Below are 25264 nucleotides of genomic sequence, written 5' to 3' on the forward strand. Positions count from 1 at the left end.
TCGGCCTACGCCGGCCAGACGGTGACCCTCAAGTTCAACGGCACCGAGGACGCGTCGCTGCAGACCAGCTTCGTGATCGACGACACCTCGATCGCCACGAGCTGACCCGGCGCCGGTGGAACCGGCGACAACCAGGTGAGACAGGGGCAGGGCCCGGCGGGTGCGACCGCCGGGCCCTGTGTCGTGCGCGGGCCGGTGCGCGGGGTATTGACGGCCCCCGGTCGGGCCTCTAGGTTCAGCGCTGCAAGTTTCTGAAACGTTTCAGCAAGCTTTCACGCGTGGTTCCCGGGCTGCCCCCACCTCAGCCACCCCCTCAGGAGACAACGTGGTCACCCCTGCTCGCGCAGTCGGCGCGCTCACCGCCTCGGCGGCCCTCGCGCTCTCCCTCACCGCCGCCCTCGGCGCCGCCCCCGCCGCCCGGGCCGCCCCGCCCGGCAACGGCAGGGACGTCACGGCGACGCTCTTCGAGTGGCGCTTCGACTCGGTCGCCAAGGCCTGCACCGACACCCTCGGCCCCAAGGGCTACGGCTTCGTCGAGGTCTCGCCGCCCCAGGAGCACATCCAGGGCGGCCAGTGGTGGACCTCCTACCAGCCGGTCAGCTACAAGATCGCCGGGCGCCTCGGCGACCGGACGGCCTTCAAGCGCATGATCGACACCTGCCACGCGGCCGGCGTCAAGGTGATCGCCGACTCGGTGATCAACCACATGTCCGCGGGCTCGGGCACCGGCACCGGCGGCACCGGCTACGGCAAGTACACCTACCCCGGCTTCTACCAGGACTGGGACTTCCACTCCTGCCGCACCGCGATCGGCAACAACTACGGCGACCGCTCCACCGTGCAGAACTGCGAGCTGGTCAACCTCGCCGACCTGGACACCGGCAGCGCCTACGTCCAGCAGACCGTCGCCCGCTACCTCGACGACCTGGCCTCGCTCGGCGTCGACGGCTACCGGATCGACGCCGCCAAGCACATCGCCGCCGCCGACCTCGCCGCCATCAAGGCCAGGACGGCCAAGCCCCAGGCCTACTGGGTGCAGGAGGTCATCTACGGCGCCGGCGAGCCGGTCCAGCCCTCCGAGTACACCGGCACCGGCGACGTCGACGAGTTCCGCTCCGGCACCTGGCTGAAGAGCGCCTTCCAGGGCGGCCGGCTCGCCGACCTCTCCGGCTGGGGCAGCGGCCTGCTGCCCACCGACAAGGCCCGCACCTTCGTCGACAACTGGGACACCGAGCGCAACGGCTCCACGCTGACCCACAAGGACGGCTCGACGTACACCCTGGCCAACGTCTTCATGCTGGCCCACCCGTACGGCTCGCCCAACGTGTACTCCGGCTACGCCTTCACCGGCCACGACGACGGCCCGCCGAACGGCGGCACCGTGAACGCCTGCTACCAGGACGGCTGGAACTGCACCCACGCCTGGCGGCAGGTGGCCAACATGGTCGGCTTCCGCAACGCGGTGGCCGGCACCGGGCTCACCGACTGGTGGTCCAACGGCAACAACGCGATCGCCTTCGGCCGGGGCGGCAAGGGCTTCGTGGCGGTCAACCGGGAGAGCGGGCCGATCACCCGGACCTTCCAGACCTCGCTGCCGGCCGGCTCCTACTGCGACGTCCAGCACGGCGACCCGGCGGCCGGCGGCTGCACCGGCCCGTCCTACACGGTCGGCTCGGACGGGCGGTTCACCGCGACCGTCGGCGCGGGCGACGCCGTCGCGCTGTACGTCGGCGCGCCCGGTGGTGGCACGGTGGTCACCGGCGGGGCCTCCTTCGCCGTCGGCGCGACCACCGTCTACGGGCAGAACATCCACCTCGTCGGCGACAACGCCGCGCTCGGCAACTGGAACACGGCCGGTGCGCTGCCGCTCTCGTCGGCCGCCTACCCGCTCTGGAAGCTCGACGTGGCGATGCCCGCCGGTACGTCCTTCGAGTACAAGTACATCCGCAAGGACGCCTCGGGCGCGGTCACCTGGGAGTCCGGCGCCAACCGGACCGCGACCGTGCCGGCCTCGGGCCAGGTGACGCTGAACGACACCTGGCGCCCGTAGCCGCCGCTCGATCAGGGGCCCTCGTCTCCGGCGGGACGGGGGCCCCGTCGCCGTTCCGGCTCAGCCGCGGCCGACGTAGGGCATCGCGCTCGCCATGACCGTCGCGAACTGCACATTCGCCTCCAGCGGCAGCTCCGCCATGTGCCGCACCGTGCGGGCCACGTCGGCGACGTCCATCGTCGGCTCCACGGCGATCCGGCCGTCCGCCTGCGGCACGCCGCTGCTCATCGCGGCCGTCATCTCGGTGGCGGCGTTGCCGATGTCGATCTGCCCGCAGGCGATCCGGTACGGACGGCCGTCCAGGGAGAGGGACTTGGTCAGCCCGGTGACGGCGTGCTTGGTCGCGGTGTACGCGGCCGAGCGCGGGCGCGGGGCGTGCGCGGAGATGGAGCCGTTGTTGATGATCCGCCCGCCCTGCGGCCGCTGCGCCCGCATCTGCCGGAACGCGGCGCGGGCGCAGAGGAAGGCGCCGGTGAGGTTGAGGTCGACCACCGCCCGCCACTCGTCGACGTCCAGCTCGTCCACGGTGGCCGCGGTGCCGAACGTCCCGGCGTTGTTGAACAGCAGGTCGACCCGCCCGAAGCGTTCGACCGCGGCCCCGAACAGCGCGTCCACGGCCCCCGGATCGGTGACATCGGTCGGCACGGCGGCCGTCTGCGCGCCACTCATCCGGGCGGTCTCCCGCAAGGCCTCCTCCCGCCGCCCGGCGAGCACCAGCCGCCACCCCCCGGCGGCGAGTTCGAGCGCCACGGCCCGCCCGATGCCGCTTCCGGCTCCGGTGACGACGGCGATGCGTTCCGACATGGCGGGCTCCTCGGGTCGGTCGGGTGCTCCGATCGTGACGGATCCGGGCCCCGGAGTCACCCGTGCCCGGCCTCGTGCCCGGCCTCGCGCCCGGCGGTCCGGGCGGACCCCGTCGAGTGGCGGGGGCGGGGGCCCGCCGGTTGGGAGGGGTGGGCCGGGGGCTTTACCCGATCGGGAGCAAACATTGGATCGGTGCTGGCCAACGCGCAACCGGGGTGTGGCGGGGCACGTCATAAGATCGCAGGACGGCGCGCCTCCGTGAGGGCGGCGCGCGGTCTCCCGGGGGTCCCGCACTCAGTCGTGCCCCGGGTCTGTCCGGCCCCACCCGGGGGCCGCCGCCCGGCTCCGTGGGAGCGGGCGTGACACCGGTCGGAGAGTTCTCACCGTGCAGCCGCAGTCCTCCCGTTTCCGCGCCGTGCTGACCGGCGCCACCGCGTTCACCCTGGCCGCCGCGCTGGCGGCCTGCGGCAGTTCGGACGGCGGGAACGCGGGGGCGTCGGGGGACGCGGCGAAGGGCGGGAGCGCCTCGCCGGCCTCGTCCTCCTCCTCGTCCTCGGCGGCCGGCTCCCCGTCGGCGGGTTCGGGCTCGCCCGCGGCCACGCCCGCCCCGGCCACGACGGCGCCGGCCACGACCGCCGCGGCCACGACGGCGCCGCCCGCGGCGTCCGGCAAGGTGCTGATGCCCACCGGCCCGCAGGCCGCGTTCAGCAAGGCCAGGGACACCGCCGCCGGTCAGATCATGATGACCACGCTGACCGGTCCGAAGTCCGGGGTCACCGGCAAGGTGTGGGTCTGGCTCCCGCCGGAGTACAACGACCCCAAGTACGCGAGGACCGGCTTCCCGGTGCTCACCCTGTACGCGGGCGGTCAGAGCGCCGGCTACAACACCTGGACCGACAACCAGCTGCCGATCCAGGAGATCGACGCCGACCTCGTCAAGCAGGGCAAGGCGCACCCGTTCATCATGATCATGCCGGTGCAGAACCTCGAATCCAACGAGGCCAAGGCCCTGGAGTGCGCCGACATCCCGGGCCAGCCCAGGATGGGCACCTGGATGGCCGAGGACATCCCCGACTTCGTCCGCGCCAACTTCCGCACCGTGAAGGGCCGCGACGGCTGGGGCCTGATGGGCGCCTCCACCGGCGCGTTCTGCAGCGCCAAGCTGGCCCTGCAGCATCCGGAGACCTTCAAGGCCGCCGTCCCGATCGACGGCTACTTCAACCCCGACTCGCCGCTCTGGAAGGGACACGAGGCCGAGCGCCAGGCCAACAGCCCGGAGCTGCTGGTCGCCCAGGGCAAGTCCGACGTGCGGATGCTGGCCACCGCCGGCGGCGCCAACGCGTACGAGACCAAGCTGGTCAAGGCCTGGGTCGCCAAGGCCGTGCCGCCGCTCACCGTCGAGTACTACGAGCAGCCCGGCGGCAAGCACCTGACCACCGACTTCAAGAAGATGATCCCGGACACCCTGCAGTGGCTCAGCAAGAACCTCGCGGGGCCGCAGGGCGACTGAGCCCGCAGGGGCCGGGAACGGGCGGGGCTCGGCGGATCGCCGGGCCCCGCCGGCCTTCGCCGACCGCCCGGACGAGCCCTCGTCCTGATGCGCGGGACGGTCGCGCCGGAATGTTGCGCCGCGTTTGCCCGGGCGCCTGCCGGAGCGGGTCGAACGGCCGCTGAGCTGCACGTCAATCGGACATTGATTCGCCTCTGATGTCCTCTCATCACTGTGGTGGGAGCGCCAGCCCGCCCGTTGTGTCAGGTCGAGCCAAGCCCGGCCCAAGCGTGAAGAGAGTGCCATGCCCAGCTACCTGCTGCCCGTAGCGTCCCCCGTGTCGCCGGCCGTGCCCGCCCAGGGCGGCCCCGCGCACGAGCGCATCGTCGACGAGGAACCGCAGGCCGTCCGCTTCGCCGGACTGCGGCTGGTGCACGCCGCGCTCCGCCGGGACCTCGCCAGGCTGCCCAACGCGCTGCGACTGCTGCAGCCCGACGAGGACGAGAAGGGGGCCGCGCTCCTGCGGCACTGGACCTTCGTCACCGCCATGCTGACCTGCCACCACGAGCAGCAGGACACCCGGATCTGGCCGATCGTGCGCCGGTTCGCGCCCGAGCTGCGGCTGCTGCTGAACTGGCTGGAGGCGGACCACCACAACCTCGACCACTCGTTCACCCGGGTCACCACCCTGGTGCGGATCGCCAGCCGGGACACCGGCTCGGTCTGGCCGGTGGCCTACGCCATCGAGGACCTGGCGGCCCGGCTGGAGACCCACCTGCGGATCGAGGAGCGCCAGCTGCTGCCGCGGATGGAGCGGGTCTTCGCGGAGAACTCGCGGGTCGGCAGCCTGCCCGAGCTGCTGGACGTGCTGGTCTCGGCCGACGGCCCGGGCAGTCCGGACGCGCTCGCCTGGCTGCTGGACGGCGTCGAGCCGGCGGTGGTCGAGCGGCTGCTCGCCGATTGCGACGACATGGTGGCCCGGCACTGGCCGCACTGGCAGGCCACCTACCAGCGGTGCACGGCGCCGCTGTGGGGGGCGCCCGGCGCCTGGGACGCGGCGGGCGAGTGAGCGCCGGGTCTTTCGCGGGTCGTTGATCTACGCGCGTGGCATATGCCGGCAGCGTATGCCTGGACGGTGGGTGGGGTGTGGCTTGTGGTCCGTGGCCCGCGGTCCGGGCGCGGGTCTCAGCGCAGGCCGAAGCGGGCCAGGTAGCCCGGCAGGTCGGCCGGGTCGTGGGTGGCCAGGCCCAGGTAGCCGTCCGGCCGGACGACGAACAGGCCCGGCCCGTAGGTCCGTTCCGCGAGGCCGCCGTCGACGCGGTGTCCGCGCACCGCGGCGGGCAGTCGCGGCAGCGGGCGGCCGATCGCGAGCACGGTGACGTGCGGGCCGCGGAAGAGCTCGAAGAGCCGGCGCCCGGCCATGGCGTTCACCGGCGCGCCGTCCGGTTCGGCACCGTCCAGCGGGGCGTCGGGGGCCCGGTCGCCGGCCCGCAGCGCGTCCTCGGGCAGGCCGGGGCGCGCCTCCACGGTCAGCGGGCCGTCCTCGTAGCCGAGGCCGAGCTGCTCGGTGCGCGGGCCGCGCCGCAGTCCGCCGGCCCGGACGCCGCCCGCGCGGTGCAGCCGGGTGGAGATCTCCAGCACGTCGGCGGCGATCGGCAGCCGCTCCTGCTCGTAGCTGTCCAGCAGCGCCTCGTCGGCGCCGTGCCGTAGCACCTGGCCGAGCTTCCAGCCCAGGTTGTAGGCGTCCTGGACACTGGTGTTGAGGCCCTGCCCGCCGGCCGGGGAGTGGATGTGCGCCGCGTCGCCGGCCAGGAAGACCCGGCCCTCGCGGAACCGCTCGGCGAGTGCCGCGCGCGGCCGGAACCCGGACGCCCAGTGCACGGCGCCGACGGCGGACTCCGGCAGGTGGGTGCGGGCCGCGATCGTCCGGCGCACGCCCTCCGCCGAGGCGTCGGGCTCCGCGCCGTCCTCGGCGCCGCCGCCGCCGTCCGCGGCGCCGAACTGGGCGAACAGCTGGAAGGCGGTGGTGCTCGGCAGCGGGCAGAGCAGCAGCGCACCGCCGGGCGCCTTCGGCCAGCAGTGCCAGTTCACGCGGTCCAGGCCGTCGATCTCGACGTCGGCGACCAGGGCGGGGCGCGGGTCGACCTGCTCGCCCGTCATCGCGATGCCCACCGCCCTGCGGACGGTGGAGCGCCCGCCGTCGGCGGCGACCAGGTAGCGGGCGGTCACCGTGCGGACGGTGCCGTCGGGGCCCGTCAGCCGGGCCTCGACCCGGTCGGGGTGCTGGTCGAGGCCGCTCAGCGCGGTGCCGAAGGCGACCTCGCCGCCGAGTTGGCGCAGCCGGTCGTGCAGCAGTTCCTGGGTGCGCCACTGCGGGAGCATCCAGACCGCCGGGAACGGCACGGTCGGGTCCGGCCCGGGGGCCCCGACGAGGTCCCACTCGCCCTGCCGCTCGCCGTTCTCCCAGCTCAGCATGCGTGGGTAGGGGCGGCCGGCGGCGTGCACGGCGGCGAGCAGGCCGAGGTCCTCGAAGACCTCCTGGGTGCGGGGCTGGAGGCCCTTGCCGCGCGAGCCGGGGAACAGCGCCGGGGCCTGCTCGACGAGCAGCGCGCAGACCCCGCGCCGGGCCAGGTCGCAGGCGAGGGTCAGTCCGGTCGGCCCGGCGCCGACGATCAGGACGTCCGTACTGTTCCGGTTCTGGGCGTGCGCCATCGCACACTCTCCTTAACGTTGTTAAGTGGCGGACATCCGGAAGCATCGGCTTAACGGTGTTAAATTGTCAAGGCCGGAACGAGAGCAGCCGCCGTGGAGGAGAGCGCGACATGCCGCCGAAGCTGGACCGCGCCCAGGTGGTCGACACCGCCCTGCGCCTGCTCGACGAGACCGGGCTGGACGGGCTCACCCTGCGCCGGATCGCCACCGAGCTGGACGTCAAGGCCCCCGCGCTGTACTGGCACTTCGCCAACAAGCAGGCGCTGCTCGACGAGATGGCCACCGAGATGCTCCGCCGGATGTCGGCCGGGTCGCCCGAGCTCCCGGACGACTGGCGGGAGGCGCTCGCCGGCACCTGCCGCACCCTGCGCGACGGGCTGCTCGGCTACCGGGACGGCGCCAAGGTCTTCAGCGGCACCCGGCTCACCGACTCCGGGCACACCGGCGGGCAGCACGCCCTGCTCGCCGTCTTCGACCGGGCGGGCTTCGCCCTCGCCGACGCCGTGCTGGCCCTCACCACCGCGTACGCGTTCACCATCGGTTTCGTCATCGAGGAGCAGGCCGTCCACCCGGTGCCGGGGGAGCGGGCACCCGGCTACGACCCGGACCGGCGGGCCGCCGGCATCGACCCCGAGCACGCCCTCGCCGCCGCCGCGGGCCGGGAGATCTTCGGCGACTTCGAGCAGCGCTTCGAACGCGGTCTGGCGATCGTCGTGGCCGGCGTCGGAGCCTCGCTGAAGCCTTTGTCAACTCCCTCCGCCCCCTAGGGGTTTACCCCCGCCCGGCCGGGTGGTGGCGGGTCGCGGAATCCGGGATGGGCCAGGGGCCGGGTACCGCCGGGGGCCGATGCCCGGCACCCCGGTGCCCGCCTACCGTCGGTGCCATGACCAGCGTGCCCGCCGCTCGCCACCAGGATGACCGCCCGGCTCCACGTCCGGCCCGTCGCCCCGGCCCGTCGCCCCGGCCCGGCCGGCGCCGGGTACCGGCCGTCCGCACGGCCGCCCTCGCGGCCGGCGCCGTGCTGCTCCTCGGCGCCGGCCTCACCGCGTGCAAGGGCGGCGTCTCGGTCTGCCTCGACGACATCAGCTGCACCGTCACCGTCCGCACCGACTCCTCCGAGGCCGCCAACACCATCGAGGTCTTCGGCAGCGGCAAGACCCTCTGGCTGACCGTCGGCCGGATCACCGACACCACGGCCGAGGTCAGGCTCGGCGACGAGACCAGGACCCTCACCGAGGACAAGGCGACCGTCATCGGCGCCGTGACGGTCACCCTGCGCCACGCGAACGCGCGCGAGCACAGCGCCGAACTCCAGGTCGTCCGCTGACCGTTGCCCGCCGCCGTCGTCTGCCGTCTGCCGGCCGTCGTCCGCCGTCCCGGGAAGGGGTGGCGAGCGACCGCTACTCCGGCAGGCGGTTGAGCCAGCTGATCGGCGTGACCGCGATCGCCGTCTCCGGTGAGCCGTCCCACTCCACCGGAAGCCCGGCCGCCGTCAGCGCCGCGGCGACGTCGCGGCCCACCCCGGCCGTCCGCCGCACGGCCGCCTCCGTCGGCTCGCCGTCCACCTGGAACCCGCCGTACCGCAGCATCAACCCGCCGCCCCCGGCGGCCCGTTCGGTGTCCTGCTGATGGAAGAACACGAACCCGCGCGAGTCCTCGTCGGCCTCGCCCCCGATCTCGGCGTAGCCGCAGCCCGCGCAGCAGGTGAAGTCCATCGCGGCGACGATGCCCAGCTCCTCCAGGGCGTCGAAGGCGGCCTCCAGCCGGTCGACGTCGGTCGTCTCCGGCCAGGCGGCCTGCTCCCGCAGACGCTCCTGCCACAGCGGAGCGACGATCCGCTCCGCCTCCTCCACCGTCAGTCCCTGGTCGTCGAGGTCCTCGGCCAGGGACTCGGCTATCTCGTCCGGCTCCTGGAAGCCGCACCGGATCAGCTCGCGGGCCCGCTCCTCGGCGTCCCGCAGTACCTCGGCGGCAAGGGTGCTCTGCACGGTGTCCTGGTCCATGCCCGCATCCAAGCACCCGCCACTGACACTGGTGCCGCCGACGACCCGGCCCGTCCGATCGCCGCCTGCCGCGGCCCGCGACCGCAGTGCTACCGTCCCCCGGTGACCTCCCTTCTCCAGCCCCCGCTGATCACCCGTCTGCTCGCCGCCGAGCGCATCCTGATCGCCGGCGCGGGCGGCGGATTCGACGTCTACGCGGGCCTGCCGCTCGCCCTCGCCCTGCGCGCGGCCGGCAAGGAGGTGCACCTCGCCAACCTCTCCTTCAGCGCGCTCGACGCCCTGCCCGCCGAGGTCTGGCAGGAGCCCGACCTGGCCCTCGTCGGTCCCGACACCCCCGCCCCCGAGGGCTACTTCCCGGAGCGGACGCTGGCCCGCTGGCTCCGGCTGCACGGCATGCCCGAGGCGGTCTGGGCGTTCCCGCGGACCGGCGTGCAGCCGCTGCGCGCCGCCTACCGGGCCCTGGCCGGCCGGCTCGGGATCGACGCCGTCCTGCTGGTCGACGGCGGCACCGACATCCTGATGCGCGGCGACGAGGCGGGCCTCGGCACGCCCGAGGAGGACATGGCCAGCCTCGCCGCGGTCGCCGGCCTGACCGAGGTCCCGGAGCGCCTGGTCGCCTGCCTCGGCTTCGGCATCGACGCCTACCACGGCGTCAACCACGCGCTGGTGCTGGAGAACCTGGCCGCGCTCGAACGGGCCGGCGGCTACCTCGGCGCCTTCTCGGTCCCGCGCGACAGCCGCGAGGGCGTGCTCTACCTGGACGCCGTCGAGCACGCCCGGGCGGCGTTCCCGGCGCACCCGAGCATCGTCCAGGGCTCGGTGGCGGCCGCGCTGCGCGGCGAGTTCGGCGACGTCCGGTTCACCGCCCGGACCAGCAACAGCACGCTCTTCGTCAATCCGCTGATGACGCTCTACTTCGGCGTCACGGTGGAGGCGCTGGCCGGCGAGCACCGCTACCTCGACCGGCTGGAGGAGACCGTGCTGATGCGTCAGATAGCGAGCACCATCGGCGAGTTCCAGGACTCGCTGCCCGCCCAGCGCCCGCCCCGCCAGTTCCCGCACTGACAGCCGGGCACCGACGGTCCCGGCGGCGGGGCGGCCGGGGCCGCGCGGCCCGGACCGGCGCCGCGGGGCTCAGGCCGAGGCGAGCCGGAACTCCAGGTTGCCGAACCGCACCTGGTCGCCCGCCCGGACCCGCACCCCGCCGACGATCCGGAACCCGTTCACGTGGGTGCCGTTGGTCGACCCGAGGTCGTACAGCACCCAGCCGTCGCCCTCCCGGCGCAGCTCGGCGTGGTGCCGGGAGACCGACGCGTCGTTCAGCCGCAGCCCCGACCCGGGGATCCTGCCTATCGTCAACTGCCCGGACCCGGCCTCCGGGAGGCTCAGTCCCGGCAGCCGCTCGGAGCGCCACGCCTCGCCCAGCCGCACCCCGAACGCGGAGACCCGCCCCACCGCGCGCAGCGCGAAGCGTCCCACCGGGTTCCCGGCCGGCAGGTCCGCCATCACCGCGTTCAGCTCGGCGCGGCTGCCCGCGTGGAGGACGAGGTCGAGCCGCCCGAGAAAGGTGTCGTGCGACAGCCGGCCGTTCCCCGCGCCCTCCCGCAGCACCCCGAGCGCCCGTTCCCGCTCGGCCTCGGACGGCCTGACCACCCGGGTCCGGTTCTCACGCGACATCATGGACCGATTCTCGGCCGCCCCCGCCGACCTGTCCAGATTCCCCGGACCGCCACTCCATCAGGAAGCCCGCACCCACCACCAGCCGCCCGCCGCCCGGCCTCCCGCCGCCCGGCCTCCCGCCGGCCGGCCGTACCGCCCCCGCGGCGCGGACCGGGCGGTGGTGCCAGCGGGGTCTCCGGGGGGGCGTGGGCGGCGTCAGGCCTTCCGGGCGGCGGCGAGGATCTTGGCCGTGGTGTGCAGGAAGCGCGAGGTGACCGAGCCCCGGTAGGACTTCCCGAAGAGCGCACCGCTGGTGACCCACTTGCCGTCCTTCAGGTGCACCACCACGTACGCGGTGCCGGGGTCGGCGCCGATCACCTCGTAGTCGCCCTTCGGCGAGGTGTAGGGGACCGGGAAGTCGGCGGGCAGCGGCTCGGAGAGGAAGTTCACCGTGAGCCGGACGTCCGGGGTGACCTCGACACCCGCGAAGGGCTCGGCGTCCAGCACCGCCTGCACCTCGTCCACCGTGCGCAGCAGCACCGGCACCGGGAAGCCCAGCCGCTCCTCCAGGTGGTGCTCGATCCGCTCGGTGAGCGCGGCCCGCCCCGCCGCGCCGGCGGCCGGGGCGGTGAAGAAGACGTTGCCGCTCTGGATGTAGGAGCCGACGCGTTCCAGGCCCAGCTCGCCGAACAGCGCGCGCAGGCGCTCCATCCTCACCGTCCGGCCGCCGACGTTCACGGCCCGCAGGAAGGCGATGTAGGTGGTGGTAGTGGTCACCCGGCCAGTGTGGCACCGGGCACCGACACCGGGCACGGCACCGGCACCGGACGGCGGTCGTCGGCGCCCGGTGCCACACTGGCGCCATGGCTACCTGGCAGGATTTCGAGCACGAGGCACCGGACCTGGCCCCCGCCGTGCGGGCCCGCTTCGAGGCCAACAAGCACCACGTCCTGGCGACGCTCCGCAGCGACGGCTCGCCCCGGGTGAGCGGCATCGAGGTGGACTTCGTCGGGGCCGACCTGATGCTCGGGTCGATGCTCGGCGCGGTCAAGGCCCTCGACCTGCGCCGCGACCCCCGCTTCGCGCTGCACAGCAACCCGAGCGACGAGACGCTGGCCGACGGCGACTCCAAGCTGTCCGGCCGGGCCGTCGAGCTCACCGACGAGACGGACATCGCCGCCTACGAGGCCGAGCTGTCCGAGCCGCCGCCCGGCCCGTACCACGCCTTCCGGCTGGAGCTGGAGCAGGTCGTGCACACCACCGTCGAGGGGGACGCGGTGCGGATCAGCTCCTGGCGGCCTGGCGAGCCGGTGCGGCGGTTCGAGCGCCGCTGAGGGCCGCCGTCCCCGAGGGGCGGGGACTCAGGGCAGGACGGAGGACAGGGCCTCCGGGGTGCGGGCGACCACGGCGTGTCCGTCGTCCGCGGTGATGATCGGGCGCTGGATCAGGATCGGGTGCTCGGCCATCGCCGCGAGCCAGCGCGCGCGGTCGCCCGCCTCCCGGCCCCACTGCTTCATGCCGAGATCCTTGGCCACCTGCTCGTCGGTCCGGGTGATGTCCCACGGCTCCAGGCCGAGCCGCTCCAGCACCTGCTCCAGCTCGGCGACGCTCGGCGGGTCCTCCAGGTAGCGCCGCACGGTGTACGTGACACCCGCGCCGGTCAGCCCGTTCAGCGCGGTACGGCACTTCCCGCAGCGCGGGTTGATCCAGATCTCCATCCCGCCAGCCTACCGACCGTTCCCCGTCCGGCCGCCGCGCCCGCGTCGGGTGCCGCGCCGCAGGCGCCGACCGGCCGCCGCCCCCTGTCGGGAACTCCCCTCCGCCCGCCGACAGTTGTCCGTCCGGAGTAGGTTCCACGGAGGGGAAGGCCGGATGGACGGCGCGTCGATCATCGAGCAGCTCATGACCACCGAGGGGCGCGCGGACCCCTACCCGCTGTACGCGCGGGCGCACGAGCTGGGAGCGGCCGTCCCGGCGGGCCCCGGCGCGGTCCTGGCGGTCGGGCACGCCGCCGTCAACCAGGTGCTGCGCAACCCCGCCTTCGCCTTGGAGGACACCAGGGCCCTCGCCGCCAACAGCGCGGAGCTGCTCGCCCACCCCTCCGTCGTGCTGTTCGGCCGCTCGATCCTCCAGGCCAACGCCCCGGACCACGGCCGGGTGCGCTCGCTGATCGCCTCGGCCTTCAACGCCCGCCGGGTCGCCGCCCTGCGGCCGGCGGTCGGGGCCGCGGTGGTCCGGCTGCTGGACGAGCTGGCCGACCGGGGGGCGGACGGCTCGCCGGTGGACTTCATGGACGCCTTCGCCTTCCGCCTCCCGGTCGAGGTGATCTGCGAACTGCTCGGCGTCCCCGCCGCGGACCGCCACCGCTTCCGCGGCCTCGCCTCGGACCTCACCATCGCCCTGGAACTTGTCCAGGACCTCGGCGAACTGGCCGCGGCCGACGTGGCGGCCGAGGAACTCGCTGTCTACTTCGCGGAGTTGACCGCCGAGCGGCTGGCCCGCCCGACCGGCGACCTGGTCAGTGACCTGGCCCGGATCGCCGCCGACTCCCCGGACCGGATCTCCGGCGAGGAGTTGCTGAGCAACCTCGTCCTCCTCCTGGTGGCCGGCTTCGAGACCACCACCAACCTCCTCGGCAACGGCCTCGCCCTGCTCTTCCGCCACCCGGAGGCCGCCGAGGGCCTGCGCACCGGCGCCCTCGACCCCTCGCTCTTCACCGACGAGGTGCTGCGCTACGACTCCCCGGTCCAGCTGACCTCCCGGATCTCCACCGCCCCCGACCTCGCGGTGGCCGGAGTGCCCGCCCCGACCGGCACCGTGGTGTTCACCCTGCTGGGCGCCGCCAACCACGACCCGGCCCGCTACCCGCGCCCGGACCGCTTCGATCCCGCCCGCACCGACAGCCAGCCGCTCAGCTTCGGTGGCGGCCCGCACTTCTGCCTCGGCAGCCAACTCGCCCGTCTGGAGGCCGACATCGCCGTCCCGGCCCTCCTCGACCGGTTCCCCCGGCTCGCCCCCGGCGGCGTCCCCACCCGCCGCGACCGCCTGGTCCTGCGCGGCTACGAGACCCTCCCCGTCACCGTCCGCTGAGCGCGTCCGGCCCGTCCCACTCCATCACGTTGGCGAACAGCACGGCCTGCTCCCGGGCGTCGTCCAGCGCATGGTGGGTGTGGGGCAGGCCGGGCAGCAGCTCCGGCGGCATCGAGCGCTTGCCGATCCCGGCGAACGGCACGCCCGAGCGGGCCGCGTACAGCGTCTTCACGTCCAGGCACCCCGAGTGGCCGAACGGGCTGGAGCCGGTGAACCGGACCAGGTACCAGTGGAGGAACTGCCAGTCGTAGACGGCGGGATAGCCCACCATCACCGGCCGGTACCGCCGTCCGTCCGGGCCGGTGCGCAACTGCTCCAGCCAGCGTGTGAACTGGCCCATGGCGACGGCCGGATCGGTGCCGCCGGCGAGCAGCGCCGCCCGGTCGAGCCCGGAGACGGCCAGCGCCTCGGGCACCCACGTGTCGGACACCGGGCGCAGCTCCCGGTAGAAGCCCGCCGCCGAGGCCGGTGCCCGCCGGAAGCCGTCCGCGTCGTGCCAGCCGGCCGGCACCGCGCCGAAGCTGACCATCGAGTACGGGCCGGGGATCGGCCCGTCCGCCTCGACGTCCACCGACACGTACACCGTCGGCGTGACCTTGGCCGCCGCCCTGCTCCTCGTCCCCATGGGCCAAGTCTCTTTCCCCGGAGCGGCCGTGGCCACCGGTTTCGCGGGGCGAGATCACGGACGCGGGCACCGCGGCGTCGTGTGCGGCCCCTGAGCGCCGGTCTCCGTACCCCTTTCCGCGGCCGGTACGGAGGCGGGCCGCACGCGGTCCGCGAGAGGCTGTCACCCAACCGGCCGACCACCCCGACAGGAGCGACAGACCATGACCGCACCGCGCCCCCGCACCCTGCGCCGCCAGGACGCCGAGCACCGCCTCGCCCACGACGTCGACGTCTGGGTGTCCACGGCCTCGCCGACCGGCGTGCCGTACCTCGTCCCGCTCTCCTTCGACTGGGACGGCGAGGCGCTGCTGCTCGCCACCCCGACCGACAGCCCGACCGGTCGCAACCTCGCCGCCACCGGCACCGCCCGCCTCGCCCTGGGGCACACCCGGGACGTCTGCATGGTCGAGGGCGGGGTCGAGGTGTTCGGCATGGACGCCCTCCCGCCCGAGCACGCCGACCGCTTCGCCGCCCGGACCGGCTTCGACCCGCGCGCCTCCGCCGCGTCGTACAGCTGGTTCCGGGTCACGCCCCGCCGCGTGCAGGCCTGGCGCGAGGCGAACGAGATCGCCGGCCGCGAGCTGATGCGCGAGGGCCGCTGGCTCGACTGACCCGCACGACCGTCCCGCCCCGACCACCACCGCCCGGCTGCGCCCTCACCACCCTCCCGAGAGCCCCGGAGCCCCGGAGCCCCGGGGCCCCGGGGCCGGTGGGGACGGCGGCCCGCCGCCCCACCGGCCCCGGAAGGATCGGCGGGAACAGGGGGTCCGGATCCGGTCCGAGCGCGGACTCGCCGGGCTATCGCCCACCCGGACGGTCGCACGTTCACGGATCAGCAGTCGGATCTCCAGGCATCGCGGCAGGTCAGCGGCTTCTCCGCAGGACGAGAGCGAGGCACGGTGCTACGGTCCACTGGGAGCCCGAATCGCCCGAGGCGGTTCCGATGCCCTCCCCGCGCAGCGGCGTCTCCTTCGGCGGGGCGGAGGGCGCCTCCGCTGCGGGCGAGGCCCGGCCCGCGCCGCCCGGACCTTCCACACCTCCCGTACCCATCGCCTTCGGACGGAACAGCACCGGAGGATTCGAAGGGAGCAGCGATGTCCGACTTCCCCGAGACCACGGCGGAGTGCGTCCGTCGACCTCGTCCGGTGGGAAGGTCCGGCGCACCAGGCGTTGATGAGTCGCTCGGCCCTTCCGGCGCTCCGACCGGCCGCACGGCACCGCGGGGCGCCCGGGCGCTGGGCGTCCGACCGCCGTGCCTCGGCGTACCGGCGGGCTGCGCGTCCCAGGAGTACGACCGGACTCGCGGCCGCCCCGCGGGCCCGACGGGCCCCGACGACCGGGCGGCGGCCTCGTGAGCGGCCCGATGGCGGGGGCGCGGCAGGACGGCCGAGCGCCGGCCCGGGCGCCCGGCGACGAGGTCCTGGTGATCGGCGGCGGGTTCACCGGCCTGGCCGCCGCCCACGAGCTCGCCCTGGCCGGGGTGGCCTGCCGGGTGCTGGAGCGTGAGCCGTACGTCGGCGGCTTGGCAGGGTCGTTCGAGGTCGGGGGAGTGCGGCTCGAACGCTTCTACCACCACTGGTTCTCCTCCGATCTGGAGGTCCGGGGGCTGTGCGCGGAACTCGGCTGCTCCCACCTGCTCCAGCCGCACCGGACCCGGACCGGCGTCTACTACGCGAACTCGGTGTACCGGTTGTCGAGCCCGTGGGACGTGCTGCGTTTCGCCCCCCTCCCGCTGCCCGACCGGGTCCGGCTGGGCTGGTCCGCGGTGCGTGCCCACCGGGTGAAGCAATGGCGGGACCTGGAGGACCTCACGGCCCGCGAGTGGCTGTTGGAGCTGAGCGGGCCGCAGGTCTACGAGACGGTCTGGCGTCCGCTGCTGGAGGGCAAGTTCGGCCAGTACGCGACCGAGGTCGGCGCCACCTGGATGTGGACCAAGCTCCACCTGCGCGGTGGCAGCCGGTCACACAGCGGCCGCGAGGTCCTCTACTACCTTCGGGGCGGCTGCGCCGCCCTGCTGGACGCCTGGGTCTCGCGCCTCACCGACCTGGGAGTCCGGATCTGCACGGGCACCCCGGTACGGCAGGTACTGACCGACGCCCACGGAGTGTGCGGGGTCCGCACCGAGAGCGGAGTCCTGCCCGCACGGCGGGTCCTGGCGACCACGGCACCGGACCTGCTCGCCGGCTTCCTCGCCCCCGCCGCCGCCGGACCACCGCCCCATCCGGACGTTCCCGCCGTCCGCCGGCGACTGTCCGACATCCCCTACCTCGCCAATCTGTGCCTGGTGTTGCAGACCGACCGGTCCCTTTCGGACACCTACTGGCTCAACGTCACCGACCCGTCGTTCCCCTACGTCGGCGTCATCGAGCACACCAACCTGGAGGCTTCCGACGCCTACGCCGGGCGTCACCTGGTCTACCTGTCCGCCTACCTTCCGGCCAGCGCCGAGCTGTACCGGATGGACGACGAGGCGGTGTTCCACGCCAGCCTTCCGCACCTGAGCCGCATGTTCCCGCAGTTCCACCGCGACTGGGTCCGGCGCTACCACGTCTGGCGGGCCGATCACGCCCAGCCGGTCATCACCCCGCACTACTCCGACCGCATCCCGGCGATGGAGGCCGATGTGCCGGGGCTCTACCTGGCCAGCATGGCCCAGGTCTACCCCCAGGACCGGGGCACCAACTACGCCGTGCGGCAGGGGCGTCACGTCGGCCGCCTGATCGCCGACCGGATGCGCACCGCCCGCCGCACCGCCCCCCATCCACGGCCTCCCGACGCCGGGCACGGCACGGGTCCGCGGTCCGGCCCCGAGGAGGGGACGCCATGAACTCCCTGATCAGCACCGAGGATTGCGAGCGGATGCCCATCGCGCGGGTGCACGAGCTCTACCGCCGTCATGTCAGCCGAGGCCAGGTGACGCTGCTCTCCGCCTTCGGATTCGGCCGCGATGCCGTGGACAGCGCCTCGGGCTGCTGGATCACCCTGCGCGACGGGCGGCGGGTCCTGGACTTCACCGGTGGGATCGGCGTCCTGAACCACGGCCACAACCACCCCCGCATCCTGGCCGCTCGCCGGCGCTTCGAGGAACTGCGGCGCATGGAGGTGCACAAGAACTACTTCTCACCGTACGTCGCCGCATTCGGGCACAACCTGGCTCAGCTGCTGCCCGCGGATCTCGATGTCAGCTACTTCCCCAACTCGGGCGCGGAGGCCGTCGAGGGCGCCCTCAAGATGGCCTACAAGTACCACCGCGGCCATCGCGGCACCGTTCTGCACACCGACATCGCCTTCCACGGCAAGCTGCTCGGCGCCGGAAGCCTGACCACCTCGCCGGAGGTGCACTTCACCTTCCCGCGGATCCCCGGCACGGACGGTTTCGCCTTCGACGACCTCCGCTCCCTCGAACTGGCCCTGGAGCGGCACACCACGCCCGAGGGCGAGAGCGACGTCTACGCGCTGGTCCTGGAACCCTTCAGCGCTTCCGGTCTCCGCGAGTGCTCGGAGGAGTTCCTGCGCGAGGCGCGCCGGCTGTGCACCGAGCACGACATCGTCCTGATCTTCGACGAGGTCTACACCTCCTGGGGCAGGACCGGTTCGCTCTTCCACTTCATGCGCCACCCCGGCCTGGTCCCGGACGTGGTGACCACCTCCAAGTCCTTCGGCGGCGGCAAGGCCTCCATCTCCGGTTACGTGGCCAGGGAGCCGGTCTTCCGCAGAGCCTACGACTCGCTCCCCGACGCCACCCTGCACAGCACCACCTACTACGGGTTCGGGGAGGAGACGGTCACCGCGCTGGAGGCCGTGGCGATCGCGGTCGAGGACGACTACCCCGCCAGAGCCCGCCACCTCGGCGAGCGGCTGCGCCGCGGCCTCACCGCCCTCGCCGCCGGCCACCCGCGCCTGATCGCGGAGGTCCGTGGCGCCGGTGCTCTCCAGGGCGTCGTCCTGCGCCACGGTCCGGCCGCCCTCGACCACGCGCTGCGGCTGCTGCCGTCCTCCTTCGCGCGCGACCCGCAGGCCGGGGCCAAGCTGGCCACCGCCGCCGTGGTCGCCGCCCTCTACCGTGACCACGGCGTGCTCACCTACTACGGCTCCAACCACGACGTCCCCCTGATCGCCGCTCCTCCCCTGGTGGCCGAGGACTCCGACCTCGACCTCTTCCTGGGAGCCCTGGACGCGGTCCTGGCCAAGGGAATGCCCCGTCTCCTGGCGGGCCTGGCCAGGGAGCAGGTCACCGCATGAGCTCCCCGGCGGCCCGTCCCGCACCGCCCGCCGAAGGGTTCCGTACCGCGCGGGAGCACCGTCGTCTGCGGGTCTGGGAACGGCGCGTACGCTCCGCCGGGCTCCCGCCGCTCTGGGCGGGCCGCTGCACGGCCCTGTCCGAACCGTCCCGCCAGGCCGCCGCGGTCCGACACACGGCCGCCACCCTGGCCGCCCTCCCGGCGCCGTACCGCCTGGTGCTCGCCCTGCTGATGCGGGTGTGCCCGGTCGCCGCCGTCCTCGCGGACCCGACGGGCCCGTTCCGGGGCACCTCGGACCGGACCCGCCCGCAACGGGTCGCCGACCGGCTGTCCACGGTGCCCGGCTGCGCCGAACTGCTCAGGGTGAGCCTCGCGCTGGCCCTGCACGGCGCTCTGGACGGCCCCTGCGCCACGCCTCGGCGGGAGTTCGGATGACCAGGACCGTCCGCACCGTCCGCTGCGACGCCCTGGTGATCGGCTCGGGAGCCGGAGGCAGCGCCGCGGCCCTGGAACTCGCCGGAGCGGGCCGGGAGGTCCGCGTCCTGGAGGAGGGCCCGCTCGTCCCGCAGGCACGGATCACCCGGGCGTCCCCGGCGGAGAACCTGCGCCTGCTCTACCGCCAGGGCGGTCTGGTTCCCATCCACGGCGCACCCACCATCCCCTTCGGGGAGGGGCGTTGCGTCGGGGGAACCACGGTGGTCAACGGAGGGCTGTTCTGGCGTCCTCCCGAACACCTGCTGGAGTGCTGGGCGTCCGCCGGTGTCGACGGCTTCCGGGCCCACCACCTCGCCCCCCACCTGGCCGAGGCGGAGCGGCGCCTCGGTGTCGTCGACCAGCCGCCCGGGCAGGGGAACCGCGACTCGGTGCTGCTCGCCCAGGCGGCCGACCGGCTCGGCTGGCGCTGGGCACCGGCCCGCCGGGCGGTGCGAGGCTGCCGGCACGCCAACCGGTGTGTGACCGGCTGCCCCACCGGGGCCAAGCAGAGCATGCTGGTGAGCTACCTGCCCGCCGCCGAACGGCTCGCAGCGGTCATCGAGCCCGACACCCGGGTCGTCCGGCTCGACCATGACGGCACCCGGGTCACGGCCGTGCACGCCCTGCGCGACGGCCGACGACTGCGCTACCTCCCGCGGACGGTGTTCCTGGCCGCGGGGCCGATCGGCAGCGCGCTGCTGCTGCGGCGCAGCGCCATCGGCGGACGCGGCCCCGGCCGGGCCATCGCGTTCCACGTCAACTTCCGCACGGTGGCGCGATTCGGCGAATCCGTCCGCGCCACCGAGGGCACCATCTTCACCGCGCAACTGCAGGAGTTCGCCGACCTGGGTGTGCGGGTGATGCCCGCGAACCTCACGCCGGGGTCGCTCGCCGCGGCGCTGGCCGCCCACCCCGCCGGGACCGTCGACCGGATGCTGGCCCAGCTCGACCGGATCGCGGTCTACACAACCCAGGTGAGCGTCCGGGGCACCGCACGGCTGCTGGCGGTACCCGGCCTCGGCGCCGTCCTGCGGCACCGCCTGACCGGGAGCGACCGGGACCTCCTCCGCTCCGCCTTCCGGCACACCGCCGAGCTCCTCCTGGAGGCCGGCGCGGTCGAACTGCTGCCGCCCGCACCCGCCGGCCTGACCGCCGCCGCGCAGGCGGCCGACTTCGCCCAGCACGGCCGGCCCGAGAGCTGGGACCTCGTCTCCGTCCACGCCATGGCGTCCTGCCGCATGGGCCCACCCGCCCTGGGCGGAGTGTGCGACGCCCAGGGCCGCCCGCACGGCTTCACGAACCTGCGGCTGTGCGACGCGAGCGTCCTGCCGGGCCCCACCGGGATCAGCCCGCAGGAGACCATCATGGGCTTCTCCCACCTGATGACGGCCCGCTACCTGGAGCAGCCCACCGGCCATCGCCCCGAGGGCGCCTGAGCAGGCCGCGGCCCTGCCGCCGGCGCCCGCGGGCGGACCGCCCGCGGGCGCCGGCGGGTTTCCCGGGCCGGAGGTGCTCCTACAGGTCGTAGTAGAGCTCGAACTCGTGGGGGTGGGGGCGGAGGGCGATCGGGGCGATCTCCTGGGTGCGCTTGAAGTCGATCCAGGTCTCGATCAGGTCGGGGGTGAAGACGTTGCCGGCGAGGAGGTACTCGTGGTCGGCTTCGAGGGCTTCCAGGACGGCGGGGAGGGAGGAGGGGACCTGGGGGACGTTGGCGTGGTCCTCGGGGGCCAGCTCGTAGAGGTCCTTGTCGACCGGCTCCAGGGGTTCGATCTTGTTCTTGATGCCGTCCAGGCCGGCCATCAGCATGGCGGAGAAGGCCAGGTAGGGGTTGGAGGAGGGGTCGGGGGCGCGGAACTCGATGCGCTTGGCCTTGGCGTTGGAGCCGGTGATGGGGATGCGGATCGCGGCGGAGCGGTTGCGCTGGGAGTAGACCAGGTTGACCGGGGCCTCGAAGCCGGGGACCAGGCGGTGGTAGGAGTTCACCGACGGGTTGGTGAAGGCGAGCAGCGACGGGGCGTGCTTGAGCAGGCCGCCGATGTAGTAGCGGGCGGTGTCCGAGAGGCCGGCGTAGCCCTGCTCGTCGTAGAAGAGCGGCGAGCCCTCGGTCCACAGCGACTGGTGGACGTGCATGCCCGAGCCGTTGTCGCCGAAGATCGGCTTCGGCATGAAGGTGGCCGTCTTGCCGGCCCGCCAGGCGACGTTCTTGATGATGTACTTGAACAGCATCAGGTCGTCGGCGGCGTGCAGCAGGGTGTTGAACTTGTAGTTGATCTCGGCCTGGCCGGCGGTGCCGACCTCGTGGTGCTGGCGCTCGACCTCCAGCCCGGCCCTGGCCAGTTCCAGCGACATCTCGGCGCGCAGGTCGGCGAAGTGGTCGACGGGCGGGACGGGGAAGTAGCCGCCCTTGTACTTGACCTTGTAGCCGCGGACGTCGCCCTCGGTGGAGCCGCTGTTCCAGGCGCCGGCCTCGGAGTCGATGTGGTAGTACGAGGCGTTGGCGCTGGTGTCGAAGCGGACCGAGTCGAAGACGTAGAACTCGGCCTCGGGGCCGAAGAACGCGGTGTCCGCGATGCCGGAGGAGGCGAGGTAGGCCTCGGCCTTCTTGGCGACGTTGCGCGGGTCGCGGCTGTAGGCCTCGCCGGTCACCGGGTCCTGGATGAAGAAGTTGATGTTGAGGTGCTTGTCCCGGCGGAACGGGTCCAGCCGGGCCGTGGCGAGATCGGGGACCAGGCCCATGTCGGACTCGTGGATGGCCTGGAAGCCGCGGATCGACGAGCCGTCGAACATCAGGACCTCGGACGGGTCGAACGTCGCCGCAGGTACGGAGAAGTGCTGCAAGACGCCCGGCAGGTCGCAGAAGCGGACGTCGACGAACTTCACGTCGTTGTCCTGGATGAACTGCTTCACTTCGGCGGCGTTGTTGAACATCCATCCTCCTCGGTGTTGCGAATGGGGCTCACCCTAGGAACGGGCCGTTTCCGGTCGGTGACCCAGTCGTTTCCTGAATGTTAACCGCCGTCGCCAGGTGGGCGGCAAAGGCGTACGGGACCGGACAAAACGCCTCGCCGCGGCAGGTGGGGACCGTGTATCGGTCTAGACCACTTGGGGGTGGTGGGGGAAAGCCGGCGGCGTCCGGTTCACTCTTCGGTGGCGGGTCCGGCGGGGAGGCGGTGGCCGTCCCCGGCGTTCGCCCGGTTAGTGTGGATTCGTGGACACCAGAGAAGCGTTGGGATCGTGGATCGACGGCCCGAAGGCGGCCGCCGAGAAGATGGGCGCCGACTTCGGCTACCGCGGTGAGCGCCTCGGACTGCCCAAGGAGGGCCCCGGCTCCATCGCCGGCCCCGGCCGCCGGATGGGCGCGCTGTTCGTCGACGGCTGGCTGGTCTCCCTGATCGCCTACGGGCTGATCGCCAAGGGCTCGCCGGGCTCCGCCAACATGTGGACCACCCCGCTGTTCTTCACCGTCACCGTGCTGCTGCTCGCCACCACCGGGACGACGGTCGGCAAGCGGCTGTTCGGGCTGCGGGTCGTCCGCCTGGACGGCAGCCGGGCGACCATCCCGCAGGTGCTGCTGCGCACCGTGCTGCTCTGCCTGCTGGTGCCGGCGCTGGTCTGGGACCGGGACACCCGCGGGCTGCACGACAAGGCGGTCGGCACGGTCGAGGTGCGGATCTGAAAGGACCCCGGGAACGGGGAACGGCCCCGCCGCGGAAGCATCCGCGGCGGGGCCGTTGCCGTACCGACTGTCGACGGGGAGGGGCTCAGCGAACCTGGCCGCCCTTGGGCATCCGGGCGCCCTTGGGCATCGGGCCCTTGGGGATGGGCGCCTTGGAGAGCAGGTCGCCCAGCGCGCGCAGGCGGTCGTTGGTCTCGGTGACCTGCGCGGCCGTGATGGCGCGCGGCAGACGCATCAGGTGGATCTGCAGCTTCTTGAGCGGGACCTCGCCCTCGCCGTTGCCCACCACGATGTCGTGCACCGGCACGTCGCCGACGACCCGCGCCATCTTCTTCTTCTCCGACGCGAGCAGCTGGCGGACCCGGTTCGGGTTGCCCTCGCCGATCAGCGCGATGCCGGCCCGGCCCACGGCGCGGTAGACCGCGTCCTGGCTGCGGGTGACGGCCACCGGGGTGGGGTTGGCACTCCAGCCGCGCCGGATGTTGTTCAGCACCGCCGCGACGGCGCCCGGCTGCCCCTCCATCTGTCCGAACGCGGCGCGCTCGGCCCGGCGCCCGAAGACGATCGCCATGGCCAGGAAGGCCACGATGAAGCCCAGGATGCCCAGGTAGACGGGGTGCTCGATCGCGAAGCCGATGGCGAGGAACACGCCGAAGGTCAGCAGGCCGACGCCGGCGATGATCAGGCCGATCTTGGTGTCGACCTTCTTGGTCATGGTGTACGCCTGGCGGATCTGCTTCAGCCGCCCGGGGTTCTCGGATGTTTCCCTCGCCATAACGCTCATGGTACGTGGCGTGGGTACGGGATATCCAAGCCCGGGTGCCCGTTCGCCCCGAACCGTGACCCGGGCGACCTGCCGGCACCGCCGGCCGGGCTGATCCGGAAGGGGCGGCGCTAGCGGCGCAGCGGCCCGCCGGCGGCCCCGTCGGTGCCCTCCGCCGCCCCCGGGAGCAGCGCGTCGTGCCGCCGGTCGGCCGCGAGGCGGCGGTTCTCGCACACGGCCGCCCAGGCGTTGCGCCGGGCCTGCCGCTGCCCGCCGGACAGCAGGACGCTCTCGGCGAACCGCAGCGCAACCCCCACCGACCGGACCGACCCGATCCGCATCTGCATCCCGAACAGCTCCCCTCGTGGCCGTGGCGGTGACCGTGGCCGTGGCCGAGAACAATCGAACGCCCGTGACGGGTCCATCGTCACCACCCCGTGTTACCAGCCCGTGACCTGGCCGTCAAAGCGTGGTGAACGCGAAAGGGCGGAGCCGAGGCTCCGCCCTTTCGCATGGCTCGAACCCGCTCCGGACGGCGTCCCGGTGCGGCCGGCCGGATCAGACCGAGGCCTGCGCCCGGCGCTCCAGCGCCTGCCGGTACAGCCGCCCGGCGCGGTACGACGAGCGGACCAGCGGACCGGACATGACCCCGGCGAAGCCGAGCTCCTCGGCCTCCTCCTGCAACTCGACGAACTCCTGCGGCTTGACCCACCGCTCCACCGGGTGGTGGCGCAGCGACGGGCGCAGGTACTGGGTGATGGTGATCAGCTCGCAGCCGGCCCCGACCAGGTCGGCCAGCGCCTGGCTGACCTCCTCGCGGGTCTCGCCCATGCCCAGGATCAGGTTGGACTTGGTGACCAGCCCGGCGGCGCGCGCCTGGGTGATGACGTCCAGCGAGCGCTCGTAGCGGAAGGCGGGGCGGATCCGCTTGAAGATCCGCGGCACCGTCTCGACGTTGTGCGCCAGCACCTCGGGGCGGGAGGAGAAGACCTCGGCCAGCTGCTCCGGCACCGCGTTGAAGTCCGGGATCAGCAGCTCGACGCCGGTGCGTCCGCCCTCGCGGCCGGTGGTCATCGCGTGCACCTGGCGCACGGTCTCGGCGTACAGCCAGGCGCCGCCGTCCGGCAGGTCGTCGCGGGCGACGCCGGTGATGGTGGCGTAGTTGAGGTCCATGGTGACGATGGACTCGGCGACGCGGCGCGGCTCGTCCCGGTCGAACTCGGCGGGCTTGCCGGTGTCGATCTGGCAGAAGTCGCAGCGGCGGGTGCACTGGTCACCGCCGATGAGGAAGGTCGCCTCGCGGTCCTCCCAGCACTCGAAGATGTTGGGGCAGCCGGCCTCCTGGCAGACCGTGTGCAGCCCCTCCTTCTTCACCAGCGACTGGAGGGCGTTGTACTCCGGGCCCATCTTCGCGCGGGTCTTGATCCACTCGGGCTTCCGCTCGATGGGGGTCTCGCTGTTGCGGACCTCCAGGCGGAGCAGCTTCCTGCCGTCGGGTGCGACAGCGGACACGTGCGACTCCTAGAACTAGACGGGGTACCCCCAGGGTACGCCTGTGCTTGTACGGCCTTCGCCGGGGCTGCGGCCCCGCAATCGCAGGGCAACAGGGCTACCGATGGGTAGATTCCCGCAGGCCG

General features: G+C 73.4%; 25 protein-coding genes. 14 read left to right on the forward strand and 11 right to left on the reverse strand.

The genetic code is table 11. From position 1 onward, the window contains the following. The first annotated feature begins 325 nt into the window (after positions 1 to 325). Positions 326 to 2050: a carbohydrate-binding module family 20 domain-containing protein gene (locus ABT238_RS19645; protein ID WP_350770005.1), complete on the forward strand. Its 1725-nt coding sequence runs from the start codon at positions 326 to 328 to the stop codon at positions 2048 to 2050. A 60-nt stretch (positions 2051 to 2110) separates the two neighbouring features. Here ABT238_RS19645 and ABT238_RS19650 read toward each other — a convergent pair whose 3' ends face one another. Next, positions 2111 to 2854 (reverse strand): SDR family oxidoreductase, encoded by a 744-nt coding sequence (locus tag ABT238_RS19650; protein ID WP_350566902.1) that lies wholly within the window; start codon positions 2852 to 2854, stop codon positions 2111 to 2113. Between the two features lie 385 nt (positions 2855 to 3239). Here ABT238_RS19650 and ABT238_RS19655 point away from each other — a divergent pair, with 385 nt between their 5' ends. Both ABT238_RS19655 and ABT238_RS19660 read left to right on the forward strand, forming a co-directional pair. Beyond that, positions 3240 to 4364 (forward strand): alpha/beta hydrolase, encoded by a 1125-nt coding sequence (locus ABT238_RS19655; RefSeq protein ID WP_350566899.1) that lies wholly within the window; start codon positions 3240 to 3242, stop codon positions 4362 to 4364. 283 nt (positions 4365 to 4647) lie between these two features. Continuing rightward, positions 4648 to 5412, forward strand: coding sequence for a hemerythrin domain-containing protein (locus ABT238_RS19660; protein WP_350566897.1), 765 nt, complete (start codon positions 4648 to 4650; stop codon positions 5410 to 5412). Positions 5413 to 5528: 116 nt separating this feature from the next. Here ABT238_RS19660 and ABT238_RS19665 read toward each other — a convergent pair whose 3' ends face one another. Beyond that, the gene (locus ABT238_RS19665; RefSeq protein ID WP_350770048.1) at positions 5529 to 7055 is read right to left on the reverse strand and encodes an FAD-dependent monooxygenase; all 1527 of its coding nucleotides are present in this window, start codon (positions 7053 to 7055) and stop codon (positions 5529 to 5531) included. Positions 7056 to 7165: 110 nt separating this feature from the next. Here ABT238_RS19665 and ABT238_RS19670 point away from each other — a divergent pair, with 110 nt between their 5' ends. Further along, on the forward strand, positions 7166 to 7822 hold the full coding sequence (locus ABT238_RS19670) for a TetR/AcrR family transcriptional regulator C-terminal domain-containing protein (RefSeq protein WP_350770065.1): 657 nt from the start codon (positions 7166 to 7168) through the stop codon (positions 7820 to 7822). A gap of 116 nt (positions 7823 to 7938) precedes the next feature. Further along, positions 7939 to 8382, forward strand: coding sequence for a hypothetical protein (locus ABT238_RS19675; RefSeq protein WP_350770077.1), 444 nt, complete (start codon positions 7939 to 7941; stop codon positions 8380 to 8382). 73 nt (positions 8383 to 8455) lie between these two features. Here the strand turns inward: ABT238_RS19675 and ABT238_RS19680 are convergent, their stop codons facing one another. After that, on the reverse strand, positions 8456 to 9058 hold the full coding sequence (locus tag ABT238_RS19680; protein ID WP_350770091.1) for a DUF6891 domain-containing protein: 603 nt from the start codon (positions 9056 to 9058) through the stop codon (positions 8456 to 8458). 102 nt (positions 9059 to 9160) lie between these two features. Between ABT238_RS19680 and ABT238_RS19685 the strand changes: the two genes are divergently transcribed. Further along, positions 9161 to 10123 carry a DUF1152 domain-containing protein gene (locus ABT238_RS19685; protein WP_350566886.1) on the forward strand — a complete coding sequence of 321 codons (963 nt, stop codon included), beginning with the start codon at positions 9161 to 9163 and terminating at the stop codon, positions 10121 to 10123. A 69-nt stretch (positions 10124 to 10192) separates the two neighbouring features. Here the strand turns inward: ABT238_RS19685 and ABT238_RS19690 are convergent, their stop codons facing one another. Next, positions 10193 to 10738: an FHA domain-containing protein gene (locus ABT238_RS19690; RefSeq protein WP_350566883.1), complete on the reverse strand. Its 546-nt coding sequence runs from the start codon at positions 10736 to 10738 to the stop codon at positions 10193 to 10195. A 195-nt stretch (positions 10739 to 10933) separates the two neighbouring features. Further along, positions 10934 to 11494, reverse strand: a complete 561-nt coding sequence (locus tag ABT238_RS19695) for a DUF1697 domain-containing protein (RefSeq protein ID WP_350770125.1) — start codon at positions 11492 to 11494, stop codon at positions 10934 to 10936. 86 nt (positions 11495 to 11580) lie between these two features. On the opposite strand from ABT238_RS19695, the gene ABT238_RS19700 reads away from it, so the two are divergent. After that, positions 11581 to 12051: a pyridoxamine 5'-phosphate oxidase family protein gene (locus tag ABT238_RS19700; RefSeq protein ID WP_350566879.1), complete on the forward strand. Its 471-nt coding sequence runs from the start codon at positions 11581 to 11583 to the stop codon at positions 12049 to 12051. 27 nt (positions 12052 to 12078) lie between these two features. Here ABT238_RS19700 and ABT238_RS19705 read toward each other — a convergent pair whose 3' ends face one another. Further along, a complete protein-coding gene (locus tag ABT238_RS19705) occupies positions 12079 to 12435 on the reverse strand; it encodes an arsenate reductase family protein (protein ID WP_350566877.1) in 357 nt (118 codons plus the stop codon). A gap of 154 nt (positions 12436 to 12589) precedes the next feature. Between ABT238_RS19705 and ABT238_RS19710 the strand changes: the two genes are divergently transcribed. Continuing rightward, positions 12590 to 13807, forward strand: coding sequence for a cytochrome P450 (locus ABT238_RS19710; RefSeq protein ID WP_350566875.1), 1218 nt, complete (start codon positions 12590 to 12592; stop codon positions 13805 to 13807). On the opposite strand, the gene ABT238_RS19715 is transcribed toward ABT238_RS19710, so the two are convergent. Continuing rightward, positions 13794 to 14432, reverse strand: coding sequence for an exonuclease (locus ABT238_RS19715; RefSeq protein WP_350566873.1), 639 nt, complete (start codon positions 14430 to 14432; stop codon positions 13794 to 13796). The two genes, ABT238_RS19710 and ABT238_RS19715, sit on opposite strands and share 14 nt — an antisense overlap. Positions 14433 to 14634: 202 nt before the next feature. On the opposite strand from ABT238_RS19715, the gene ABT238_RS19720 reads away from it, so the two are divergent. The 5 genes from ABT238_RS19720 to ABT238_RS19740 all read left to right on the forward strand — a co-directional run bounded on the left by ABT238_RS19720 (position 14635) and on the right by ABT238_RS19740 (position 20624). Continuing rightward, complete coding sequence (locus ABT238_RS19720; protein WP_350566870.1) at positions 14635 to 15084, forward strand: pyridoxamine 5'-phosphate oxidase family protein; 450 nt, start codon at positions 14635 to 14637, stop codon at positions 15082 to 15084. 752 nt (positions 15085 to 15836) lie between these two features. Next, positions 15837 to 17300, forward strand: a complete 1464-nt coding sequence (locus ABT238_RS19725) for an NAD(P)/FAD-dependent oxidoreductase (RefSeq protein ID WP_350770193.1) — start codon at positions 15837 to 15839, stop codon at positions 17298 to 17300. After that, on the forward strand, positions 17297 to 18715 hold the full coding sequence (locus tag ABT238_RS19730) for an aspartate aminotransferase family protein (RefSeq protein WP_350770214.1): 1419 nt from the start codon (positions 17297 to 17299) through the stop codon (positions 18713 to 18715). Before ABT238_RS19725 ends, ABT238_RS19730 begins: the two co-directional genes overlap by 4 nt. After that, positions 18712 to 19149, forward strand: coding sequence for a hypothetical protein (locus ABT238_RS19735; RefSeq protein WP_350770225.1), 438 nt, complete (start codon positions 18712 to 18714; stop codon positions 19147 to 19149). The genes ABT238_RS19730 and ABT238_RS19735 overlap by 4 nt, the downstream gene beginning before the upstream one ends. Further along, positions 19146 to 20624 (forward strand): GMC family oxidoreductase N-terminal domain-containing protein, encoded by a 1479-nt coding sequence (locus ABT238_RS19740; protein WP_350566859.1) that lies wholly within the window; start codon positions 19146 to 19148, stop codon positions 20622 to 20624. Before ABT238_RS19735 ends, ABT238_RS19740 begins: the two co-directional genes overlap by 4 nt. Positions 20625 to 20703: 79 nt before the next feature. On the opposite strand, the gene glnA is transcribed toward ABT238_RS19740, so the two are convergent. Further along, complete coding sequence (gene glnA, locus ABT238_RS19745; RefSeq protein WP_350566856.1) at positions 20704 to 22116, reverse strand: type I glutamate--ammonia ligase; 1413 nt, start codon at positions 22114 to 22116, stop codon at positions 20704 to 20706. Positions 22117 to 22396: 280 nt separating this feature from the next. Here glnA and ABT238_RS19750 point away from each other — a divergent pair, with 280 nt between their 5' ends. Further along, positions 22397 to 22864, forward strand: coding sequence for an RDD family protein (locus tag ABT238_RS19750; protein ID WP_350566853.1), 468 nt, complete (start codon positions 22397 to 22399; stop codon positions 22862 to 22864). Between the two features lie 85 nt (positions 22865 to 22949). Here the strand turns inward: ABT238_RS19750 and ABT238_RS19755 are convergent, their stop codons facing one another. The 3 genes from ABT238_RS19755 to lipA all read right to left on the reverse strand — a co-directional run bounded on the left by ABT238_RS19755 (position 22950) and on the right by lipA (position 25139). Next, entirely contained in the window at positions 22950 to 23648 is a 699-nt protein-coding gene (locus tag ABT238_RS19755) for a DUF4191 domain-containing protein (protein WP_502884285.1), read from the reverse strand. 110 nt (positions 23649 to 23758) lie between these two features. Continuing rightward, on the reverse strand, positions 23759 to 23968 hold the full coding sequence (locus ABT238_RS19760) for an SCO2195 family GlnR-regulated protein (protein WP_502884289.1): 210 nt from the start codon (positions 23966 to 23968) through the stop codon (positions 23759 to 23761). Between the two features lie 217 nt (positions 23969 to 24185). Continuing rightward, positions 24186 to 25139 (reverse strand): lipoyl synthase, encoded by a 954-nt coding sequence (gene lipA / locus ABT238_RS19765; RefSeq protein WP_350770291.1) that lies wholly within the window; start codon positions 25137 to 25139, stop codon positions 24186 to 24188. Between the last annotated feature and the right edge of the window lie 125 nt (positions 25140 to 25264).

Origin of the sequence: Kitasatospora sp. NPDC001527 (assembly GCF_040298605.1) — a bacterium.
In the GTDB taxonomy this organism is placed as follows: Bacteria; Actinomycetota; Actinomycetes; order Streptomycetales; family Streptomycetaceae; genus Kitasatospora.

Coding starts and splice junctions, on each gene's coding strand:
- ABT238_RS19650 (WP_350566902.1), bottom strand. CDS start 2,854: ATGTCGGAACGCATCGCCGTCGTCACCGGAGCCGGAAGCGGCATCGGG.
- ABT238_RS19660 (WP_350566897.1), top strand. CDS start 4,648: ATGCCCAGCTACCTGCTGCCCGTAGCGTCCCCCGTGTCGCCGGCCGTG.
- ABT238_RS19665 (WP_350770048.1), bottom strand. CDS start 7,055: ATGGCGCACGCCCAGAACCGGAACAGTACGGACGTCCTGATCGTCGGC.
- ABT238_RS19670 (WP_350770065.1), top strand. CDS start 7,166: ATGCCGCCGAAGCTGGACCGCGCCCAGGTGGTCGACACCGCCCTGCGC.
- ABT238_RS19675 (WP_350770077.1), top strand. CDS start 7,939: ATGACCAGCGTGCCCGCCGCTCGCCACCAGGATGACCGCCCGGCTCCA.
- ABT238_RS19680 (WP_350770091.1), bottom strand. CDS start 9,058: ATGGACCAGGACACCGTGCAGAGCACCCTTGCCGCCGAGGTACTGCGG.
- ABT238_RS19690 (WP_350566883.1), bottom strand. CDS start 10,738: ATGATGTCGCGTGAGAACCGGACCCGGGTGGTCAGGCCGTCCGAGGCC.
- ABT238_RS19700 (WP_350566879.1), top strand. CDS start 11,581: ATGGCTACCTGGCAGGATTTCGAGCACGAGGCACCGGACCTGGCCCCC.
- ABT238_RS19705 (WP_350566877.1), bottom strand. CDS start 12,435: ATGGAGATCTGGATCAACCCGCGCTGCGGGAAGTGCCGTACCGCGCTG.
- ABT238_RS19710 (WP_350566875.1), top strand. CDS start 12,590: ATGGACGGCGCGTCGATCATCGAGCAGCTCATGACCACCGAGGGGCGC.
- ABT238_RS19715 (WP_350566873.1), bottom strand. CDS start 14,432: ATGGGGACGAGGAGCAGGGCGGCGGCCAAGGTCACGCCGACGGTGTAC.
- ABT238_RS19720 (WP_350566870.1), top strand. CDS start 14,635: ATGACCGCACCGCGCCCCCGCACCCTGCGCCGCCAGGACGCCGAGCAC.
- ABT238_RS19725 (WP_350770193.1), top strand. CDS start 15,837: ATGGCGGGGGCGCGGCAGGACGGCCGAGCGCCGGCCCGGGCGCCCGGC.
- ABT238_RS19730 (WP_350770214.1), top strand. CDS start 17,297: ATGAACTCCCTGATCAGCACCGAGGATTGCGAGCGGATGCCCATCGCG.
- ABT238_RS19735 (WP_350770225.1), top strand. CDS start 18,712: ATGAGCTCCCCGGCGGCCCGTCCCGCACCGCCCGCCGAAGGGTTCCGT.
- ABT238_RS19740 (WP_350566859.1), top strand. CDS start 19,146: ATGACCAGGACCGTCCGCACCGTCCGCTGCGACGCCCTGGTGATCGGC.
- glnA (WP_350566856.1), bottom strand. CDS start 22,116: ATGTTCAACAACGCCGCCGAAGTGAAGCAGTTCATCCAGGACAACGAC.
- ABT238_RS19755 (WP_502884285.1), bottom strand. CDS start 23,648: ATGAGCGTTATGGCGAGGGAAACATCCGAGAACCCCGGGCGGCTGAAG.
- ABT238_RS19760 (WP_502884289.1), bottom strand. CDS start 23,968: ATGCGGATCGGGTCGGTCCGGTCGGTGGGGGTTGCGCTGCGGTTCGCC.